The organism is Aequorivita sublithincola DSM 14238, assembly GCF_000265385.1.
In the GTDB taxonomy this organism is placed as follows: domain Bacteria; phylum Bacteroidota; class Bacteroidia; order Flavobacteriales; family Flavobacteriaceae; genus Aequorivita; species Aequorivita sublithincola.
On the sequence record NC_018013.1, the window covers coordinates 3,183,782 to 3,206,156 of the forward strand.

Sequence of the window (22,375 nt, forward strand, 5' to 3'; positions counted from 1 at the left end):
ATCCATTACATTGAAAAAGCGACTCCAAAGGTAAAGCGTAATCCTTCATCTCCAGTAAAAAGATTAAAAGTTCCGCTCAAAATATCTGCAGTATTTACCCAAACACCGCCACCATAACTACTGTGCAAAACGTCTGAAGTATCATTCGGCACCCAAACACGACCCACGTCATAACCTCCAAAAACCCCAATCTGCACTGGAACAAGAGCAGTTCTAAATTTATTGAAACTATAGCGAAGATCTGCTCCTGCTACTGCTGCACTCCTACCCGTAAAACGTTCGTTTCTATATGCTCTCAGTCCGGTATCGCTTCCTAATTGTGCGCCTTGGTAAAACTCAAAATTGTTTCCTATGTTAAATTGACCACGAACATCTGTTTTTAGAACAAGTTTTCTGTTTCGAGTTAAGGCGTTATAAAAAACAATTTGTGGTTTTACGTATCCAAAAACACGGTCGCTATTTTCCACATTTTGTGTTCCACCTAAAACTAGTGTAAAATCCATCCCGCGGGTCGGGTTCACCTTATTGTCATAGCTTTCATATTCATAAGTTCCTTCGGCAGTAACGAAATACTTTGTTTCATCAAGATCTGCGCTGTTTGGATTTAGCGAGATAAATCTTCCTGGAGTGTTTTCAACTTCAATTCCTTCAAAAGTGGCTTTAAATTGAAACATGCTTCCGAAAGGAGAATCTTTTTTAATACCAATGGAACCGCCGTAGCCGCCTATGCGAACTCGGTTATAATCTTTTTCTAAATCGAATTCATAATCAGGGTTGATTGTTTCATTTCCGAAACCGAAAAAGTTTTCTGAAAAGTTAGGGTTTTTGAAATAACCTCCCAAAAGGAAATTCCAGTTTCCAAAGATATTGGCGAACTCGCCTTCATAGCTTGCATCAAAACTATTTGTTCCAAAATAATAACCCAAAGCTACTCTATGCTGCTGCGAAAAAGGATTCCGCTGAAAACCGTTAACGGTATAAACATCTGAAATACCAATCTTAAAACCATCATCAGGATTGTAGCCCAATGCAGGAAGAAAAAGGTTTACGCTTTGAATCTGTTTTTTAACGTCATACGTGTTAAAATCATAATTGTCAGTGAATCTAAAGGCTGCACCGCCTTTTTCTTCCACCGTATTTTTCTTGCTTTTTTGATCGTAAACTTTCACTTTCCGACCGTTCGCAATTTTATAAGTATCGTTGTTCTGACCACCAATAATTCTAATAAAAATTGGTCTATTGCCTTTTCCTTTCACCTCAAAAACGTCATCATCATCTAATCCATAAACCCAAATTTCGCAAGTTTCATTTGCGTCAAAAGTGCGATCTACCATTACATCTGCTTTTTCACCATCTTTAAGACGGTAGGTTTTGATATTCGTTTTTCCTTCAGGCAAACGAGTGATTTCAAATAAATCATCTTTATCTGTTCCTGTAATTACTTGCAGTTTGGCCAAATAATCATAATATTCTTGTGCTATTTTTACGATATTATCTCGTCTTCCCTTTAATTTATTTTCAATATCGGCTGCTGTTTCGTCTTGTGCCTCTTTCGGAAGGTCTCTAAAGGCGTTTTCGATTACTTCATCTGTAACATTCTCTTGAATGTATTTAGCTTCGGCTAACCAAGTGTCTTTTCCTTCGTTTTGGATTAATGCGTGATCCAGTTTTATCCCAGCAGAATTAAACCATTTGGTATGTTTAAGCTCCGCACCATACACCTGAAATTGGCGAGAAGTGTTGAATAGTGTTCTTGCCAAATCCAACAAACCACCATCAAAATTTGAATACACTTGATCTCTATCGCGTGGAATTGGATCAAAAGTTCTTGAACCATCATCGTTGTCGTGCTGCGTAAAACGCCACTGATCGTTATGACGGTCCCAATCTCCCACCAACATATCAAAAATTCTGGCGCGGATATAGGCTTTCTCGTTCAATTTGTATTTTTCGTCCTTTCTTAATTTGGCCAAAAGATCGTCCGTACTCTCAACATCATCTGGATTATCAAAAAGATCTCCGTCAAAAGCTTTATCGGGACGTTCCACAATCATATAAAGCTCATCACCATAATTTTCATTGAATTCTCCCAGAGCCTTTTGTTTTGGTACGTAATAAAGTTTGGGATTTGTATGGAGAATATTCGCTGCATCCGATAATTTTGGAATCGTAAAAGCCCCATAAGGATGGGCAGCCGTATAAAAATCGAGAATCAAATCTTCTGGAATGGTGTTCTTGAAATCGTTTTCAACTTCCTTATTCTTGACAATTACGTTTTGCAGAAATTGTAGGGCACTTTTCTTCATTGCCCGCATATTATAAGTGCGTCCGTCCTTATCTTCCAAACGAAGTGAGCGGGTTTGGTGGCCACCACCAGCGCGAATTACATTTAAACCACCATAAAGCGTGTCTAAAAGAACTGTTTTTGCAGTTACATCTGTGCCATAAACTTTACGGTAATGCTTACCCCAAACTGTTTTATAAAAACCAGTTTTCTCAACCATTTCATCTGTATAAATACTGGATTTCGTCGTTTCTGGAAAGTTCTCGTGAAGTGTAGAGAAATCGAACTTTTTTAAGGCTGGGTTTACTTCTTTTTCAAAAAGCATTTCAGAAGTACCGTCTTCATTTGCTTTAAAAAATTGTACTGTGGAAGCTCCATTTTTATAAACATCCATTCTCGCAAAACCTTCTTGCCCAGCCACAAACTGCCCGTACTGTCCAAGGGCTGCTGCCGTGGCGCCAGAACCTGAACCAGAAACGATCTGCTTTACTGGTCCGTTTTCACTGTATTGTAAGGATTCATCAAGCGCAGAAACAAAAACTAATCTATCCAAGTCTTTGGTTAGCACTTTCAATCTGTCCATCAATTCATTATAACGTTCGTTATAACGATCTTGTTTAGAGATTGCTCCTTGAATTTTTACTTGCTTAATAAAAGTGCTGAAAAAATCCTTGTGAATCATAGGGTATTTTCCGCCGTGTTCGCCATAGGTTATCAAAGGATGATACATTGCAAAAACGATTGTTTTGGTGGCGTTTTTCTTCAATTCGCCTTCAATTTCTGTGAAGAGTTTATCACGGGTTTTTATATCACACTTATCATTCATCTTTGGATATTTGTCCCAATCTTCCAAAAACCATTGCGTATCTAAAACGATTAATTGCGTGTCTTTATCCACATCGATACTTTCCAATGGGCAGCCATTGTTGGGTTGAAGAACATCGGCATCATTGAAACGAGCTTTTAGGAAATCTTCTTCAAACTCCAATCCGTCCACACCGCTTTTCCAGTCGCGATTACCTGGAATTACTACAACTTTTCCTTTAAAATCTTTTAAAGCGTCAATTTGCAACTGCATAGATGTTTCGGCTTTCTTCTTTTTCGCCTCGTCTTTTGGCGGCATTCCTTCAGGAAAAAAACTGTTTCCCAAAAACAGAACATAACTATCTTCGGAATTGTTTTTAGACAAATAATTCTTTAGGGAGTTGACAGAATTGGATATTTCAGAATCACCAGTTCCCGCATTTCCAATAAGATAAAATGAATTATCCACTTCCGCTTTGGAAGTTATTGTTTGGGAGGAATCCTGATTAGCTGAATTTTGTGGTTGATACGTAGCGCAAGCTGAGAAGAGAATGCTTGCCGTAAAAGTTATAAAGATGTTAATTTTATTCATATAAATTTTTGGATATTGATTTTTTAGTACTTTGGATAACTAAATCTTAAACTATGAGTGATATTGTTGAAGCTGCTGATAAATTTATTTTTCAACTCTTTAAAGACAAGCTTCCAAATACCTTTATTTACCATAATTACAAACATTCTTGTCGTGTTCATAAAAGTATAAATGAAATCATTGAAAACTCCCAAATTGATGTTAAAGATGCTAAAATACTACGTTTAGCGGCTTTGCTTCACGATACAGGCTACACAGTTTCTAGGGAAAACCACGAAGAAGAAGGCGTTAAAATCGCCACCGAATTCCTGAAGGAGCACAATGTAGAAGACGATATAATAGAAGGTGTTAAGAAATGTATTCTCGCAACAAAATTTAAAGATACCGTCCCGAATTCCGAACTCGAAAAAATAATACGCGACGCCGATACCTCTCATCTTGGAAAGGATTATTTTGAAGAAGCCAGTGAATTTTTAAGGCAGGAATTACAATTGCAAAATATTCAAAAATACACAGCTGAAGAATGGATTGATCTAAACATTAAGATGCTTTTGGAAGAACACCAATTTTACACGGATTATGCGTTGAAAAACTGGTTACCAGTAAAAGAAGATAATCTTGCAAAATTGTTTAAAGACAAAAAAAAGAAAAAGGAAAAGATTCAAAAAGAACGCGTAAAAGCGAAGTTAAAAGCGAAATACAAAAATGACAGTCCCGAACGTGGCATACAGACTTTTTATAGAACTGCCCTGCGTAACCACATGAAATTGAGCGACATTGCAGACACCAAAGCAAACATAATGCTCTCGGTAAACGCTATTATAATTTCGTTGGTACTTTCCAATCTTATCTCTAAGTTGGACAACAATAATTACTTGATAATCCCAACGGCTATATTCATTCTTTTTAGTGCCATAACGATGATTCTGGCAGTAATAGCAACACGTCCCAACGTAACCCGCGGCGAGTTTACCAAGGAAGATGTTGAGAAACGAAACGTAAACCTAACCTTCTTTGGAAATTTCCACAAAATGGAATTGGAACAATTTGAATGGGCTATTGACGAACTTTTGAAGGATAGAAATTATGTTTACAAATCCCTAACGAAGGATTTATATTTCTTAGGAAAAGTTCTGGACAGAAAATATAGAATCTTAAGATTGACTTATACTATATTCGTAGCAGGAACCATAATTTCTCTTATATCTTTTGCAGTATTCTTTTATTTGGAAATGTAGTTTGAAATATTATTTCATATCCGTTTTAAAATTATATTAGTAAAAAATCTGCGACCCGAGCGATAGCGAACTGGCGAAGCAAATCTGATGAATAATTTTTCCGGAGATTACGCATATTTACGCAGAATATATTTTGCCGAGATTCCTAAAAATTATTCCTGAATTTGTGAAATAAGGTCTTCGTAAGTGTAATATTCTTTTGACTTTTCGTTGTTTTTCGAATATAAGACAGTCACTCGAATTGCCTTAAGGCCAGTTACACCTTGCAAATCTTCAAGATCTAATATTTCGATTTTTTTATCTAGCAATTTTTTATGCTGAAGAAAATGTACATATTTTAAATATTCCTGTTCGTCATCTTCGTGGGAATATATAATTGAAATTTTCCCAGGTTGGGTTATGCGCTCTTCTGTACCTTTTATATTGGCTTTATCCACGCGTTTTTTCACCACTTCATATCTTGCATTGTAAGTTCCATCTACGTCGAAACGCTTTTCATCCATCCGGAAACGCAGTGATAGCGAGCCGTTAAAGGCTAATATCATAGAAGCAACATCCAAATCTACTGGCAATTTGTCCTTGAAGTTGTAATAATTATTCTCCATTTCACAAACCACCTGCAATTGCCATAATTTTATGTTATTGAGGTATATTTTGTTAAACGAATGATCCTCGCTAATGGAAGCTCCCATATAGAGATTGTGCTCCACACCATCGGTCTTAAACCGTTCAAAATAGTGTGGGTACATAAGTTGTGCTTCTCGTTGCTTTTTATCTAAAATAGACGCTAGCTTTTTGTTTACAAGCATTACGGATTCATCATAATCCTTTCTGTGTTTATAAACCAAGCCAGAATTTGCATCAATCATTTCGTAATATTCATCCACCCAACCCTTATAAGTTTCGTTGATTTCGCGAATGTATTTGAAAAAAGGAATTATTTCTGAAGTTAAATAATTCATAGTTTTTTGCTCCGTATCTACATGAAGGTTTTCCCCGATTTCTTCTAAAAATCCTTCAATCACGAAGTTCATTTGCTCATAAATAGGCAATGAATTGTGCTTGTTCAGCTTTTTCAATAAGTTTTCGATGTAATTAAGTTGCAATAACAAATCCTTTTTAGTGGCTTCGTTTCTAGCGGCTGATGAACCTTTAATATCTGTTTGCCCATAAAGCGGATAAACATCTTTAAAAACCACTTCACGGAAAATAGTTGGATTTCCTTGAGAAATAGAACTTAAATAACGCTTGGCTTCTTTTCTGAATTTCCAGTGAACACTTGTATGAATTGCGGTACATTCCTCTTGTATTACAAGTTCCAATTCGTTTTCTAGATTTTCTTTAGAACGAATTACGGAGTCAATCATAAAAGGCATGATGTCTCGTAACTTATTAGCGTTTATGGTATTAAGGTCATTTGCGTTTGGTGAAACGAGTTCCAAAACTCCTAACATTTTATCTTCAGAAACAATAGAGGCGAAAATAGCGCTTTTCATTCCTTGGTCTAACATTTTTTTGTACAACAGATTTTCTGGATAAAGTTTGTGATAACGCTCAGCATCCGTCACGCAATAAAATTCCTTTTGTTTGAAAAGTGTGTAGTATGAAGCACTGCAAAGCGCCTCCTTACTATGTTGTGATTTTTTATTATTCAGAATAAAACTGGAAACTTCCTTAAAAAGCGTGCGTTCAAAGTGTTCCGTTTCTTCATTATAATCCGTAAAGCCGATCATTAAATTCTTCAACCCAAAAATGGAACGAAAAATACTACTGAATTCGGTATTCTGAAAACCGCCATTTTTTTCGAGTTGGAGCAAATTGGTCTTAAATTCCGAAATGGAAACATCCATCGTAACGTCTGTTAACGAAGCAATCACAAACCCGTTGAAAATATAACTCTCCGGCGGAAACTTTTCTTTCCAAACCGAAATGATATCAAAGCTTTCTAGCAAATCATTTATATCTTCTTCGGTTAAATCTTTTGCTTTGTCAGTTTTCTGAATGCCAACAAAATCAGCATTATATAGCAATCTGTAATTTTTTATCATTCCCTCTTCGTTGGGAATACTGTAATAGAATGAGCGTCTAAAATCTGCTTTTTTTCCGTAGTAATGACTCAGAATTATACTACAGCCCATTATGTAGAATTGGTCTTCATCAAAATTCATTATTTTCATAGAAAAATCTGAACCAGCAGTTTGCATCACTTTTTTGTAGCGCGAAGTACTTTTAAAAGCAAATTCTTGAAAAGGAAGTGTGGCAAATTTTATTTCGTTATCACTTAATAAAGTAGGGAAAAGTGGAGAAAGCACAGTGTCTATCTGCTTCTCATATTTTTTTAAGTCTTCAAAATCTTCAATACCACTTGACAATATTTGATATTGCTCTTCCACTGCAAGAATTTCTAAAGCAACATTTCGCTCCGTTTCACTATTGGCAGAACTTTCTCTATAAGCATCAAAAACCTTTTTGAAACCTATTTTTATCTTTAATGGAAAATCTTTTTCCTTCATTTTCATATTATTCATAGCTATATCAGGTAAAAATAAGGCTAATTAACTCCGCGCTATGTTAATAAATAACAAAAATACTGTGCAATCTACTTGTACAAAGAATAAACTGCTATTTTTGCGCAAAATTTAAACAACTTATTTATGAGACTCATTTTTGCTTTTATTCTTACATTTTCACTGATCTCTTGCAATAAAGATACCAATAGTTACAAATTAGAAGGAGATGCCGTTGGCTTTGCAGATGGCACCGAGATTTTTGTATATACTTTTGTAAACAATCAGCCAAAAGCTATTGATACGATAAAAGTTAGCCAAGGAAAATTCTCCGCGACTTATCCAAAGAGCGACACACTAAAATTGAATTTTTTAAGGATTACTGATGTAAATGGCTCAGTGCTTTTCTTCCCAGAAAATGAAGATATGCAAGCTACTATTTATAAGGACAGTATACAGGCATCTCGCATTAAAGGCGGAAAGCAGAACGAATCCTATAACAGCTTTGCTGATAAAATGATTACATTCAACGCAAAGAAAAAAGCAAGTATGGCGGAATTTAGCGCGGCTCGAGAAGCTGGCGATACTGCTACAATCGCTAGAATTCAAAGTGAGAACTTAAACTTGGTTAATGCGGAAACTGAATATAAAAAACAGTTTTTAAACGAAAACAACAGCACCCTTTTCGCCGTTATGCTTATCTCTGATATGACTAGCAGAAAAGAACTTACACCAGCAGAAGCTTCTGCTTATATTGAAAAACTTGATGCTAAAATAGCTTCATCACAATTGGCCCAGGATTTAAAAACCAATCTTGATACGTTGAAAAAAGCCGAAGTTGGCAATCCAGCGCCAGCTTTTAATGGTCCAACCCCAACCGGGGAAATATTGTCTCTTGATGAAGCAATGGGAAAATACACAATCATTGACTTTTGGGCGTCTTGGTGCAAACCTTGCCGAATGGAAAACCCAAATGTGGTTAATGTTTATAACAAATATCACGACAAAGGCTTGAACATTATTAGTGTTTCTTTAGACAAAGCCGAGCAAAAAGACAAATGGATTCAAGCTATAAAAGACGATAAAATGGATTGGTACCACGTTTCTAATCTTCAGTTTTGGCAAGATCCTATTGCACAACAATATAATATACGCTCAATTCCTGCAACTTTCCTTCTTGATGAAAACGGAATAATTATAGATAAAGATCTTCGTGGTGCTGCTTTGGAAGCAAAGATTGCTACGCTGTTGGGAGAGAATTAGACGGTAGACGGTAGACGGTAGACGGTAGACGGTAGAAAAAATAAAAAAACCTCGGTTCAAAACAAGAACTGAGGTTTTTTTATGAAAGAATTCTGTGTTATTTCATTCTTCTAAACTTTTAAACACTTAAACTTTTAAGCTTAATTCAATAGAAAACTAACATTCACAGTAGTTTTTATTTCCATTTCGCCAGGCGATATAGTTTGTTCTCCTCCACTACTAGAATCAGCCATCATTGCGCTTTTGTACATCATTGGTTGTGGACCAGAGTTGTTTCTAAATTCGCTTATTAAAACTGCTTTGCCAACGGTTTGGTTTAAAACAGAAGCGTATTCTTCAGCTTTCATTTTAGCGTTTTCAACAGCTTTTTTACGGGCTTGACTTTCTAATGCTTCTATGTTTGAAGATGAAAAGGTAACGCCATCAATTCGGTTTATGCCCGTATCTAAAAGGCCTTTCATAACAGGTTCATATTTGTTCATATCGCGCAATTTCACTGAAAGTGATTGATTGGCTGCAAAAGTGTAGGTCTTGCTGTTATAGTCATAATTTTTACTGAGATTCATATATTCAGTACGAACATCTTTATCATCAATACCCGTTTTCTTCAGAAATTTCAACACTTCATTGACGGTTGCATCATTCTGTTGCTTCAGTGTTTTTGTGTTCTCGCCAGTATTTTCAACGCGAATGTTGATTGTAACTTCGTCAGGAATCACATTGACAATTCCTTCGCCCGTAACATCTATTGTTGGGGGTGGTAAAGTGCTTTGAGCCATCATGGTCGAAGTTGTAATTGCTAAAATTAAAAGGGTTTTCATCATTTTCATAGTATTGTCTTTTTTATTTATTCTTTTCTCTTTATTCTTTTCTCTCTAAATTTTCCCCAGCTTATGCATTATAAATAAAATAATCAAAGGAAGAGCTAATAAAACCACAATCCATAAACTAGTTTGAAACAAAACTGGTGCAAATAAAAGTGTGAGTACATAACCGCCAATTGCACCACCAATGTGAGCGTCGTGACCTATATTTCCCATTCTTTTTTTCATTACGTAGATTGAATACAACAAATATGCCATCCCGAAAAGCCAAGCAGGAATTGCTATTGGAATAAAGAAAAGATAAAGCCCCATATTAGGAAAAAATAGTATGGCGGAATACAAGATTCCCATAACTGCCCCACTCGCCCCTATCGCGCTATAATGATATTCATCTTTGTGAAAATAAAATGAAAGCAGGTTTCCAGCCAAAAGACTAACAACGTAAATAACAACAAAGTAAATAACCCCTACGCTCCCAATTACTACATTTGCAAAAAAGTAAAGCGTAAGCATATTGAACAACAAATGTGAAAAATCTGCGTGCAAAAAAGCCGAACTAAACATTCGTATCTTTTCCCCACGGCGTATTCCCGCAATGTTGAATTTATACTTTTCAAAGAAAGCGAAGTCATTAAACCCTTTCATTGAAATGATTACGTTTGCAGCGATGATTATAATTGTTGCGATGTGAATGTTTTGCATTTTGTACTAAAGAGTTAATTGTTAAACGTTAATGGTTAATTGTGTCCTCGACCTTGAACTATAAACCTTGAATTATAAATATTGAACGTTAAATATTGAACATTTATTTAATTAGTTTTGCGATACTAATTACTATGCAAAGATTGCTATATATACTGGTTTATCCAATACTTTGGTTACTTTCCAAATTGCCAATGGGTATTTTGTACTTTAAATCTAGTGCTTTGTACATTTTGGTCTATTATGTTGTTGGTTACCGAAAAAAGGTGGTGAAAGACAATTTAGCCCTAGTTTTTCCCGAAAAAACTCAGTCTGAGCGCGACAGAATAGCAAAACAATTCTTCAAACACCTCTGCGATGTTATTTTTGAAACCATAAAATCATTCACAATTTCTGAAAAAGAAATCCGCAAAAGATTCAAGGTCACAAATGTTGAAATACTAGACTCCTATTACCAAAATGACCGAAGCATCCTACTAATGGCAGGCCATTACGGAAATTGGGAATGGAGCGGAATTCTAAACAAATTGATGCAACATCAAGCCCACGCCGTTTACAAACCCTTAGACAGTAAACAATTTGATGCTTTGGTAAAAAAAACGCGGGAACACTTTGGCGGCATCATTGTAAGCAACAAAAAAATAGTTGGTGTACTTTTCAGAAAATGGAAAAAAGGTATTAAAACACTAACCTATATTCTTTCAGACCAAACCCCGAAACTTGGCGCTTTCAAACATCGAGATACGTTTATGGGAATAGACGTGCCAATGTTCACCGGAACTGAAGAACTGGCCAAAAAACTTGACTTTTCCGTACTTTATCTAAAAGTTGAAAAAGTAAAACGCGGTTACTACACCGCCACTTTTGTTTCTTTGGTGGAAAACCCAAAAGAATATCCAGATTTTCAAATTACCCGCATGTTTTTTGATGCTTTGGAAAGCCAAATTCGTGAAAAACCGGAGTATTATTTATGGTCGCATAAACGGTGGAAGCTTCGGGATGTTTAACGAGATTGGAAATAAAACACTTTATATAACGAGTTGCCTCACATTCAAAAAAATTGAGAACAAGCATTTCATAATGTGCAAAATTTATACTTCTATCAGCGTCACGCGATAGCGAAAAATTGATGTGAAAATAACACACTGATGAAAGCATAAAACTTGAATTGTATTATTACAATCATTTGACAAGCCCCAATCCATATTCTATTTAAATCCCTAAGTAGTTGTTCTACATCATTTTATAATTGGTTATTTATTATTTTTTCTTACCTTTCATACTTAACTAAAAAGTTATGAAAAATATTATCCTAATTATTTTTTTGATCTTCACAACTCAAATCAAAGCACAAGATCCCGAAATATTCGATACTACATGGTATCTCTATGCTTCATCAGGAGAGACTGAAGTAGATCCACCAATAGAAGCTGATCCTTGTGAGATTCCCCTTTCTATTTATTTTGAACAAAACAATACATTCTATGGTAGAGATGTATGTTCAGAATTTACGGGAAATTGGGATTACGATCCAGTTGAGAACGTTTTTGTTCTATCAAATTTCAACAACATTGTTGTTAATCCTTGTGATAATTCTTGTAGTTATGGTCCAACAGGTCCTAGCTTCCCCCTTTTTATTTTCTTATTAGATAGATACTCTACTAATCAGGAGGCTTTGTGGATTGAAGTTTCCCAGACAAACGGTATCAGAAATTTGCTGATAAGTGAACCTGGTTGGACTTGGCTTCAATTCGGTGACGTGCCGCTCTTATCCTCTTCCGATATAACAAAGAGAGCATTTTCGGTTTATCCAAACCCCGCTTCAGGCGTTCTTTTGTTTTCATCCAACTCAAATATCGCGATAAAACGTTTAACGGTTTATTCCAATTTAGGTAAGATAATTTTGAAAAAGAATATTTCTTCTTCTAATTCCTTGGATATATCAACACTGGAAAGTGGATTATATTATGTTGAAATAATCTCAGATACTGGAAAAGAAATCCACAAAATTGTTAAAATTTAATTTTTACAGGTAAATTCCCAAAAACGTTTATGCTCCTGTTTCAGTAGGAGTATTTGTCTAAAAGAATTAGAATCTAATGAATAACGCTATGAAATACACTGAACAGAGTTAGAATAAAAAACGTGAGGCAACAAGCGTATATAACATATTAATTAACAGCCTAAATTTTCTAAAGCTTCGAAATTAATTTGTAGCTATATTTCAGGATGAGACAGCAATTCCCTTAATTTCCCCAATAATCCTATCCGCCAAAGCATCCGCTTCTTCCTGGGTTTTCGCTTCAGTATAAATCCTAATTATAGGTTCTGTGTTCGATTTACGAAGATGTACCCAGTTTTCTGCGAAATCAATTTTTACTCCGTCAATCGTGGTGATATTCTCAGAAGCATACTTTGCTTCCATCGCTTTCAAAATTGCATCCACGTCTAATTGTGGCGTTAATTCAATCTTCTTTTTACTCATAAAATAAGCAGTATATCGCTTCCGAAGTTCGCTTACAGCAATTTTTTCTTCAGCAAGAAAGCTTAAAAACAAAGCGATGCCCACCAAACTATCGCGACCGTAATGAAGTTCTGGATAAATTATTCCACCGTTTCCTTCGCCACCAATCACGGCGTTGGTTTCCTTCATTTTTTCAACTACGTTTACTTCGCCTACAGCACTTGCGGTATACGCTCCACCACGTTTTTCAGTAACATCGCGCAATGCTCTTGATGAAGACATATTGCTCACAGTATTTCCTGGATTGTTCTGTAAAACATAATCTGCAACGGCAACCAGTGTATATTCTTCGCCGAACATTTCACCTTTTTCATCTACAAAAGCGAGACGATCTACGTCTGGATCTACAACTATTCCAAAGTCTGCGTGGTTTTTTACAACACTTTCCATCAAATCGCCCAAATGTTCTTTTAAAGGTTCTGGGTTATGTGGAAATTCGCCATTTGGAGTACAATGTAATTTCACTGGTTCCACACCTAAAGCTTCCAAAAGTAAGGGAACAGCAATTCCGCCCGTCGAATTTACAGCATCAACAACTACTTTAAATTTGCATCGTTTTATGGCGTCTGCTTTCACTAAAGGAAGATTCAAAATTTCATCAATGTGTAAATCTATATAGGCATCATTTTTATGAATTTCGCCTAAAAAGTCAACCTCTGCGAATTCAATAGTTCCATTTTCGGCAATGTCCAAAATTTGTTGTCCAGCTGCGGCATTTAAAAATTCACCTTTATTATTTAGCAATTTCAAGGCGTTCCATTGTTTTGGATTATGGCTTGCGGTTAATATAATTCCACCATCGGCGTGTTCCATTGTAACGGCCATTTCTACCGTTGGAGTTGTGGAAAGATTCAAATCAATTATCGTAATGCCCATTCCAACTAGCGTATTCATTACTAATTGTTGAATCATTTCTCCTGAAATTCGCGCATCACGCCCAACTACAACTTTATAATTTTCTTTGTTTCGCTGCTGTTTTACCCAAGTTCCGTAAGCTGCGGCATATTTTACAGCATCAATTGGCGTTAAATTTTCGCCTTGTGTCCCGCCAATAGTTCCGCGAATTCCTGATATAGATTTTATTAGTGTCATGTTTTAACTGATAATGGTTATTGGTTATATGGTAATTGGAGAATAATCATTAATTATTTTCTGAAACGATTTTTCAATTTTAAAAAGTAAAGCTCAAAGTAAGTATAAGACAGATGAGCTATTAAAAGTGTGCCCGCGAAGGTAAGCAGGAGCATTAAAATTATTGTTAAATTATCATTAAGGTTTTGTAGGAATTCCAGTTTCAGAAACAAAAATACAACCGCATTTAAAACTATGGCGTGAAACATATAAATTCCATAGGAAATACTGCCTAAATGATTCAGGATTTTACTGTTCACTTCCACCCCACGGTTGTTGAAAGCCAATGAATGAATGAAGAATCCAAACAACGAACAAGTCAGTAAAGACCGTAACCACATTGCTTCTAGAAGAAACCAATCGGTAACAAAATACAGTAAAGTCGCTACGCAAATTATGAATGGGAAAAACCAAGAACGCTTCAAAAACTCCAACATTTTCCGTTCTTCAAGAATAGCAATAACTCCACCCGAAAAAAGATAGAAAAACACAAAAGTATATTTTCGAAGTATTTCAAAAACGTCAGACCAATAAAGAATGAAATAGCCAAGGAGCAACAAACTTAAAACTCGCAAAATCCATTTCACATTTATTAGGAAAAGCAGAGGTGCAATCACTAGATAGAATTGTTCTTCAATCCCAATAGACCACAGAATCTCAATAATGCCGCCAGGTTCGTAGATTTTCGCAAAGACATTTGGTAGAAAGAAAACGTTATATAGAAATGCTTCTTTCCAAGTATAATTTATTTCGAAGGGAATATTCAGAAAAGGCAGAATAACGTTGTAAAAAACTAGCCCAAAACCCAAAACGAGATAGTAAAGCGGAAAAATTCGCAGAATTCTTCTAATATAAAAATCTTTTATTGAGAAAGTGCCCTTCAGTTTTGCGCGATAAATAAGTCTGATTATCAAAAACCCACTCAACACAAAAAACATATAAACCGCCTCCAACCCTCGATGAAAGATAGGAAGCCCGTCAAAATAAGGCAGTCCTTGATTGGCAGATAGTTGGGGTAAGTGAAAAAGCAACACTATGGAAGCCAGAAAAAACCGCAGTGGGTCCAAATTTGGTAATCTGTTCAATTTTCAGTTTTTACAGTTCAAAAATACATATATTTATTGAATGAATTTTTTAGCCCACATCTATCTCTCCGGCAACGAAGAAGGCGTTATAATCGGCAACTTTATAGCCGATGGTATCAAAGGAAAACGTTATGAAAAGTTTCCTCCTTCTATTGCAAAAGGAATTTTACTGCATCGCGGCATTGACAGTTTTACAGATGCACATCCCACGGTACATCAAAGCACAGCGCGACTTCACAAAAATTATAGTCATTATAGCGGGGTTATTGTAGATATACTTTACGACCACTTTTTAGCCAAAAACTGGAGCAAATATTCAGATGAACCTTTGGATGAATATGTGCAGAATTTTTATGAATTGCTCCGTAAAAATTTTACAATCCTTCCAGCAAGAATCCAAAAAATGATGCCATATATGATTGCCGACAATTGGCTCTTAAGCTACGCCACTGTTGAAGGAATTAGCAAAATTTTGGCACAAATGAATGTACGTACTAAAGGAGTTTCAAAAATGAATCTTGCCGTTGCAGAGCTTGAAGATTATTACGAAGAATTTGAAGCCGAATTCACTTCCTTTTTTGATGAATTAATAGCTTTTTCAAAACAAAAACTTACCGAATTATGAATTGAATCGCCCGTACAGACGCACGGCCGTGCGTCTCCACAAGACCACGCGTTTCCACACGTACAAATAATTGAAATATAAAACACTATAAATATGAAAATCTATCACATACTTATCCTACTTCTCATATTTGCCTGCAAAGAAAAACCAAAAGCACAAACCCCAATTGATAAAACCAAAATTGAAACCAAGCAAGCAGTTATTGTCGACAGTGCAATGGTTGTTTCTGCTCGTGTGGAAGCCTCTAAAATCGGATCAGAAATACTTAAAAGCGGCGGCAATGCTTTTGATGCAATGATTGCTACCGAAATGGCTTTGGCAGTTTGCTATCCTTACGCAGGAAACCTCGGCGGTGGTGGATTTATGGTTTTTAGAAGTCAATACGGCGAAATTGGTTCTTTGGACTATCGTGAAAAAGCTCCGATTGCCGCAACAAAAAACATGTATCTGGATAAAGACGGTAATGTAATTCCCAACAAAAGTTCCGTTGGTGCAATGGCCGTAGGCATTCCGGGAACTATTGCAGGAATGTTTGCAGTTCACGAAAAATATGGCAGTTTACCAATGGAAGTTATTTTGAAACCCGTTATTGAACTCGCCAAAAAAGGATATATAATTACCGAAAAACAAGCAAGACGTCTTGAAGAGTTTAAGAGCCAATTTGAAGAAGTTAATGGCGGAAAAATACTATATTCCGAAAATTATAAAGTTGGAGATACATTGAAAAATGCTGCATTGGCAAACACGTTAGAACAAATTGCAAAAAACGGGCGTTCCGAATTTTACGGAGGCGAAACAGGTAAAAAACTGGTTTCATTTATAAAGAAAAAAGGAGGAATTATTACCATAAAAGATTTAGAAGCCTACGAAGCCCAATGGCGCGAACCCATTGTTTTTAATTATAAAGATTTGAAAGTAATTTCAATGGCGCCACCTTCAAGCGGAGGAATTTGTTTAGCCCAGATTTTAAAAATGGTAGAACCCTTCCCTCTTAAAAAGTACGGTCATAATTCCAAAAGATACATTCAAGTTTTAGCTGAAGCAGAACGCCGCGCTTATGCGGATAGAAGTTTCTATTTGGGAGATCCCGATTTTGTTGATATTCCAAAAGATTCATTGCTTTCTGAAGCCTATCTTTCACAAAGAATGGAGAATTTTTCATTAGAAGCAGCAACACCTTCTTCAAGTATAAAACCAGGAGTTATTGTTGGTTATGAAAGTCCACAGACTACACATTATTCTATCGTGGATTCCTTCGGAAATGCAGTTTCGGTAACAACAACGCTCAATTCAGAATATGGCTCAAAACTTTATGTGAACGACCTCGGTTTCTTTTTAAACAACGAAATGGACGATTTCAGCGCCAAACCCGGCGAACCGAACGTTTATGGCTTAGTGGGTGGAAAGGCAAATGCAATCGCGCCACAAAAACGTATGTTGAGCTCGATGACTCCAACCATTGTTGAAAAAGACGGAAAACTGTTTATGGTTGTTGGAACTCCTGGAGGCTCAACTATTATAACTTCAGTTGCACAAATCATTTTAAACGTTTATGAATTCGATATGAATATGCAGGAGTCTGTTGATGCGCCGCGCTTTCACCATCAATGGTTGCCTGATGCTATTCGTTATGAATATGAAAAATTTCCAAGTCAAATAATTGATGATCTTGAAATATTAGGTTATCCCGAAAACAAGGATTCCGATCCTATAATTGGCAAAGTGGATGCAATTTTAATCCTTCCCAACGGAAAACTTGAAGGTGGCGCCGATAGTCGTGGCGATGATACGGCTGTTGGGTTTTAGAAATTAAATCAGGATCAAAATATCGGTCATTTTTTAGCCAAAATCTAGCAAAATTTCCCACCTACATTTCGAATTTCAGAACTGAAACTGTACCTTTGCCAACTATGCTAAAAAATGAGGATTTTATTGAAGTTTTGGGCGCTCGCGTTCATAACTTAAAGAACATTGACGTTCGTATTCCAAGAGAAAAATTAGTAGTAATTACAGGTCTTTCCGGTAGCGGAAAATCCTCATTGGCGTTTGATACTATTTATGCCGAAGGTCAGCGTCGGTATATTGAGACTTTTTCGGCTTACGCGCGCCAATTCCTCGGAAGTTTAGAACGTCCTGATGTAGATAAAATTGACGGACTTTCTCCAGTAATTGCGATTGAGCAGAAAACTACTAGTAAAAGTCCGCGTTCTACCGTTGGCACTATTACAGAAATTTACGATTTTCTGCGTCTTTTTTACGCCCGTGCAAGTGATGCATACAGTTACAACACTGGCCAAAAAATGGTTAGTTATAGTGATGAGCAAATACGACAACTAATTCTTGAAGACTTTTCTGATAAAAAGGTAAGCATTCTAGCTCCAGTAATTCGCTCTCGAAAAGGTCATTATCGTGAGCTTTTTGAGCAAATTGCAAAGCAAGGTTTTCTGAAAGTCCGCGTGGACGGCGAGGTTCGTGATATTGTGAAGGGAATGAAAGTGGATCGTTACAAAAATCACGACATTGAAATTGTAATTGATCGACTAAAAGTTTCAACTGAAGCTGATAATTCCAAAAGACTTTCTGAAACCATAAACACTGCAATGTATCACGGCGATGATGTTTTGATGGTTTTAGATAATGAAACGGACCAAGCCCGTTATTTCAGTCGTTCGTTGATGTGTCCTTCATCAGGAATTTCATACCCAAATCCAGAGCCGAACAATTTTTCATTCAACTCACCAAAAGGAATGTGTCCCAATTGTAAAGGATTGGGAAAATTATATGAAGTAAATCTTAAAAAACTCGTTCCAAACCCAAAACTTTCCATAAAACAAGGAGCTTTGGCAGCGCACGGACCTCAAAAAGGCAATTGGGTTTTTAAACAGTTGGAATTGATTGCACAAAATTTCAATTTTAAACTGACAGATTCTTTTGAAAGTATTCCGCAGAAAGCCAAAGACGTTATCTTTTTCGGTGGTAATGAAATGTTTAATGTTGAATCTAAAGACCTTGGCATTACTCGTAATTATAAAATAGATTTTGAAGGAGTTGCAACCTTTATTCAAAATACTTTCGATGCTAGTGAAACTACTTCATTGAAACGTTGGGCCAAGGAATATATGGACAAAATTCCTTGTCCAGAATGCAACGGAACACGACTTCGGAAGGAATCACTTTACTTTAAAGTGAACGACAAAAACATAGCCGAACTCGCCCATATGGACATTGTTGAGTTGGCAGAATGGTTTGCAAATCTTGAAAAAAACCTTTCAGAAACACAACAAAAAATTGCTTCAGAAATCATTAAAGAAGTGCGTTCAAGACTTCAGTTTTTACTAGATGTTGGACTCAATTATTTAGCCTTAGACCGCGGTTCAAAATCACTCTCGGGTGGCGAAGCACAACGAATTCGTTTAGCTACACAGATTGGCTCACAGTTGGTTGGCGTGCTTTATATTCTTGATGAACCTAGTATTGGCTTACATCAGCGCGATAATGAACGCTTAATTTATTCCTTGAAACAACTTAGAGAACTTGGCAATTCCGTAATAGTTGTAGAGCACGACAAAGACATGATTGAAAGCGCCGATTATGTTATCGATATTGGTCCTGCAGCCGGAAAATACGGTGGCGAAATAGTTTCTGAAGGAACCCCAAAAGAAATAGAAGAGCACGATACGCTAACCGCAGATTATTTAAACGGAAGAAGAAAAATTGAAATTCCAGAGAAACGACGAGAAGGAAACGGAAAAACCTTAACGCTAAAAGGCGCAACGGGAAACAATTTGAAGAATATTTCAGTTACTTTCCCATTAGGCAAAATGATTGGCGTTACAGGAGTTTCGGGCAGCGGAAAATCTACACTCATAAACGAGACCCTCTACCCTATTCTAAATGCACATTTTTTCAACGGTGTAAAAAAACCGATGCCCTATAAAAAAATTGAAGGACTTGAGAATATTGATAAAGTTATAGACATTAATCAATCGCCTATTGGAAGGACTCCAAGAAGCAATCCAGCGACTTATACAGGTCTTTTTTCAGAAGTAAGAAATCTTTTTGCAAGAACACCAGAAGCTATGATTCGTGGTTACAAACCCGGACGTTTTAGTTTCAATGTTGCAGGCGGAAGATGCGAAACCTGCAAAGGCGCAGGTTTACGAGTTATTGAAATGAATTTCCTGCCAGACGTTTATGTGGAATGTGAAACTTGTCAAGGAAAACGGTTTAACCGTGAAACTTTGGAAATTCGTTATAAAGGAAAATCTATTTTCGATGTTTTGGCAATGACTATTAATGAAGCTTGTCCTTTTTTCGAAAACATTCCAAAAATATATCGAAAAGTAAAAACCATTCAAGACGTTGGTTTAGGTTATATTACCCTCGGCCAACAGTCCACAACTCTTTCTGGCGGCGAAGCACAACGAATTAAGCTAGCAACCGAACTCTCCAAACGCGATACAGGAAACACCTTCTATATTCTAGATGAACCCACAACTGGCCTTCATTTTGAAGACATTCGCGTTTTGATGATAGTTTTGAACAAATTGGTTGACAAAGGAAATACAGTACTAATAATTGAACACAACCTAGACGTAATCAAAACGGTAGATTACGTTATAGATATCGGTCCTGAAGGCGGAAAACAAGGCGGAAAAATAATGGCGCTCGGCACTCCAGAAGAAATTGCGGAAGACAAAAAGAGCTATACCGCCCGATTCCTTAAAAAAGAATTACTTTAGTCGCAAACCGTAAAGACGCACGGACGTGCGTCTCAAACTGATAAAAAATAACAGAGAACTGATAACGGAACAATGAGAAACGAACAAACACCAAAAAACTGGAACCAAGTAAAAACAAACGATTCCTGGGCGATTTTTAAAATCATGGGAGAATTTGTAAACGGATATGAAAAAATGAGCCGTATAGGCCCATGCGTTTCTATATATGGATCCGCACGTACAAAGCCAGACCATAAATATTATAAACTTGCAGAGAACATTGCCAAAAAAATTACCGAAAATGGCTATGGCGTAATTACTGGAGGCGGACCTGGGATTATGGAAGCTGGAAACAAAGGCGCACATTTAGCTGGAGGAACTTCCGTAGGATTAAACATCACTTTACCTTTCGAACAACACGATAATCCGTATATTGACAGCGATAAAAGTCTCGATTTTGATTACTTTTTTGTTCGAAAAGTTATGTTCGTAAAGTATTCCCAAGGCTTTGTTGTAATGCCTGGAGGTTTTGGAACGCTCGATGAATTTTTTGAAGCATTAACGTTAATACAAACACACAAGGTTGATAAATTTCCAATAATACTTGTAGGAACCGAATTTTGGGGCGGTCTTTACGATTGGATAAAAACCACACTTTTGGAGGCCAATAACAATGTTTGTGCAGAAGACCTGGATTTGTTTCATTTAGTGGATACTGAAGATGAAGTGTTGAAAATTTTAAATGAATTCTACGATGAGTATAACCTAAGCCCAAACTTTTAATATTTAAAATTCCGAAGAATGTTTAAAAAAATATTGTCGCTGGCTTTTATATTAGTTTCCTTGTCCATCAACGCGCAGGGAACTATAAAAACCATGGTTTACAATCTACTAGAGTATCCTTCTGCAAATCCATCCAACCGCGCAGTGATTTTAAGAGATATACTTGATGAATATGAGCCAGACATCTTTATGGTCTGTGAACTGGAAAGCGAAGCCGGAGCAAACCTGATTTTAAACACTTCTCTAAATAATGAAGGCAATAATTTCGCAATGGCTCCTTTTGAACCCAGCCAATCTGGCGACCCAGACCATCAACAACTTATTTTTTACCGAAAAGCGATGTTTTCATTGGAAGCTTCGGAAGTCATTCCAACGCCAGTTCGCGATATAAATCATTACACTTTAAAACTTAAAACTGCAGATCAACAAACTGATCCTGTAGTTTTTGAAGTTTTTGTAACGCATTTAAAATCTAGCCAAGGCACGGCCAATAAGCAGTTACGTTTGGAAATGGTGCAAAAGTTTACCACTAAACTGAAAACTTTAGTCCCTAATTCTTTTGTGATTTTTGGTGGTGATTTCAATCTTTACACGCAAAGCGAACCAGCGTATCAGGAACTTTTGGATCCTACCAATGCTATAGTAATGTTAGACCCAATAGACCGTCCTGGTTCTTGGAACAATAATATAAATTTTCAGGATATACATTCACAAAGCACTCGTATTAGCTCAGGTCCTTTTGGCGCAGGAGCTGGCGGTGGTTTAGATGATCGGTTTGATTTTATTGTAATGTCCCAAAACATGCAGACGGATCCAAAATTAAAATACATTCCAAACACCTATAAATCTTTCGGAAACAACGGTAATTGTTATGATAACAGTATAAACAGTCCTGACTGCTCGGGAGATTTTAGTCAAGCATTGCGAGAAAATCTTTACAATATGAGCGATCATCTGCCTATTGTGATGAATTTTGAAACCAACAAACAAATTGTTTTGAGTATTAATGATATTTCAGCAGAATCTCCGATTGAACTTGAAAACACTTTGGTTACTGATAAATTGAATATTCGTTTAAACACAAATAAAACTGAAAATATTTCGTTTGAAGTTTATAATCTTTTAGGTCAAAAATTGCTGGAATTTACTTCAGAATCCCTAAGCTTCGGGACAAATTATATCTCAATAGACGTAAGCCAACTAACCAAGGGTATTTACTACTTAAAAACAAACCTTCCAGCCTCTCGAACTTTTAAATTTCTTAAAACTTCTTGATAGTACGCAAAATTTTT

At 36.4% G+C, this 22,375-nt stretch carries 15 protein-coding genes; 9 read left to right on the plus strand and 6 right to left on the minus strand.

Going from position 1 to position 22,375, the window contains the following annotated elements; translation table 11 throughout:
* Nucleotides 1-5 precede the first annotated feature (5 nt).
* Complete coding sequence (locus AEQSU_RS14555) at nucleotides 6-3,680, minus strand: BamA/TamA family outer membrane protein (protein ID WP_014783633.1); 3,675 nt, start codon at nucleotides 3,678-3,680, stop codon at nucleotides 6-8.
* Between the two features lie 53 nt (nucleotides 3,681-3,733).
* On the opposite strand from AEQSU_RS14555, the gene AEQSU_RS14560 reads away from it, so the two are divergent.
* Nucleotides 3,734-4,918 carry a Pycsar system effector family protein gene (locus AEQSU_RS14560; RefSeq protein WP_014783634.1) on the plus strand — a complete coding sequence of 395 codons (1,185 nt, stop codon included), beginning with the start codon at nucleotides 3,734-3,736 and terminating at the stop codon, nucleotides 4,916-4,918.
* Between the two features lie 152 nt (nucleotides 4,919-5,070).
* On the opposite strand, the gene AEQSU_RS14565 is transcribed toward AEQSU_RS14560, so the two are convergent.
* Entirely contained in the window at nucleotides 5,071-7,446 is a 2,376-nt protein-coding gene (locus AEQSU_RS14565) for a GAF domain-containing protein (protein ID WP_245529078.1), read from the minus strand.
* A 126-nt stretch (nucleotides 7,447-7,572) separates the two neighbouring features.
* Between AEQSU_RS14565 and AEQSU_RS14570 the strand changes: the two genes are divergently transcribed.
* The gene (locus tag AEQSU_RS14570) at nucleotides 7,573-8,688 is read left to right on the plus strand and encodes a TlpA disulfide reductase family protein (protein ID WP_014783636.1); all 1,116 of its coding nucleotides are present in this window, start codon (nucleotides 7,573-7,575) and stop codon (nucleotides 8,686-8,688) included.
* A 140-nt stretch (nucleotides 8,689-8,828) separates the two neighbouring features.
* On the opposite strand, the gene AEQSU_RS14575 is transcribed toward AEQSU_RS14570, so the two are convergent.
* Nucleotides 8,829-9,518, minus strand: coding sequence for an SIMPL domain-containing protein (locus tag AEQSU_RS14575; protein WP_014783637.1), 690 nt, complete (start codon nucleotides 9,516-9,518; stop codon nucleotides 8,829-8,831).
* Nucleotides 9,519-9,563: 45 nt separating this feature from the next.
* A complete protein-coding gene (locus AEQSU_RS14580) occupies nucleotides 9,564-10,214 on the minus strand; it encodes a rhomboid family intramembrane serine protease (RefSeq protein WP_014783638.1) in 651 nt (216 codons plus the stop codon).
* A gap of 134 nt (nucleotides 10,215-10,348) precedes the next feature.
* Here AEQSU_RS14580 and AEQSU_RS14585 point away from each other — a divergent pair, with 134 nt between their 5' ends.
* Nucleotides 10,349-11,221, plus strand: a complete 873-nt coding sequence (locus AEQSU_RS14585; RefSeq protein ID WP_042492106.1) for a lysophospholipid acyltransferase family protein — start codon at nucleotides 10,349-10,351, stop codon at nucleotides 11,219-11,221.
* Nucleotides 11,222-11,511: 290 nt separating this feature from the next.
* Nucleotides 11,512-12,237, plus strand: a complete 726-nt coding sequence (locus AEQSU_RS14590; protein WP_014783640.1) for a T9SS type A sorting domain-containing protein — start codon at nucleotides 11,512-11,514, stop codon at nucleotides 12,235-12,237.
* Between the two features lie 201 nt (nucleotides 12,238-12,438).
* Here the strand turns inward: AEQSU_RS14590 and glmM are convergent, their stop codons facing one another.
* Together glmM and AEQSU_RS14600 are read right to left on the minus strand one after the other, a co-directional pair.
* On the minus strand, nucleotides 12,439-13,830 hold the full coding sequence (gene glmM, locus AEQSU_RS14595) for a phosphoglucosamine mutase (RefSeq protein WP_014783641.1): 1,392 nt from the start codon (nucleotides 13,828-13,830) through the stop codon (nucleotides 12,439-12,441).
* A 53-nt stretch (nucleotides 13,831-13,883) separates the two neighbouring features.
* Nucleotides 13,884-14,954, minus strand: coding sequence for an acyltransferase family protein (locus tag AEQSU_RS14600; protein WP_014783642.1), 1,071 nt, complete (start codon nucleotides 14,952-14,954; stop codon nucleotides 13,884-13,886).
* Between the two features lie 40 nt (nucleotides 14,955-14,994).
* On the opposite strand from AEQSU_RS14600, the gene AEQSU_RS14605 reads away from it, so the two are divergent.
* From AEQSU_RS14605 to AEQSU_RS14625, 5 genes are all read left to right on the plus strand, one after another.
* Nucleotides 14,995-15,579 (plus strand): acyl carrier protein phosphodiesterase, encoded by a 585-nt coding sequence (locus AEQSU_RS14605; protein WP_014783643.1) that lies wholly within the window; start codon nucleotides 14,995-14,997, stop codon nucleotides 15,577-15,579.
* 93 nt (nucleotides 15,580-15,672) lie between these two features.
* On the plus strand, nucleotides 15,673-17,385 hold the full coding sequence (gene ggt, locus AEQSU_RS14610) for a gamma-glutamyltransferase (protein WP_014783644.1): 1,713 nt from the start codon (nucleotides 15,673-15,675) through the stop codon (nucleotides 17,383-17,385).
* A gap of 104 nt (nucleotides 17,386-17,489) precedes the next feature.
* A complete protein-coding gene (uvrA, locus tag AEQSU_RS14615; protein ID WP_014783645.1) occupies nucleotides 17,490-20,321 on the plus strand; it encodes an excinuclease ABC subunit UvrA in 2,832 nt (943 codons plus the stop codon).
* Between the two features lie 72 nt (nucleotides 20,322-20,393).
* Nucleotides 20,394-21,083, plus strand: coding sequence for an LOG family protein (locus AEQSU_RS14620; RefSeq protein WP_014783646.1), 690 nt, complete (start codon nucleotides 20,394-20,396; stop codon nucleotides 21,081-21,083).
* Between the two features lie 18 nt (nucleotides 21,084-21,101).
* Nucleotides 21,102-22,358: a T9SS type A sorting domain-containing protein gene (locus tag AEQSU_RS14625; protein ID WP_014783647.1), complete on the plus strand. Its 1,257-nt coding sequence runs from the start codon at nucleotides 21,102-21,104 to the stop codon at nucleotides 22,356-22,358.
* Nucleotides 22,359-22,375 lie beyond the last annotated feature (17 nt).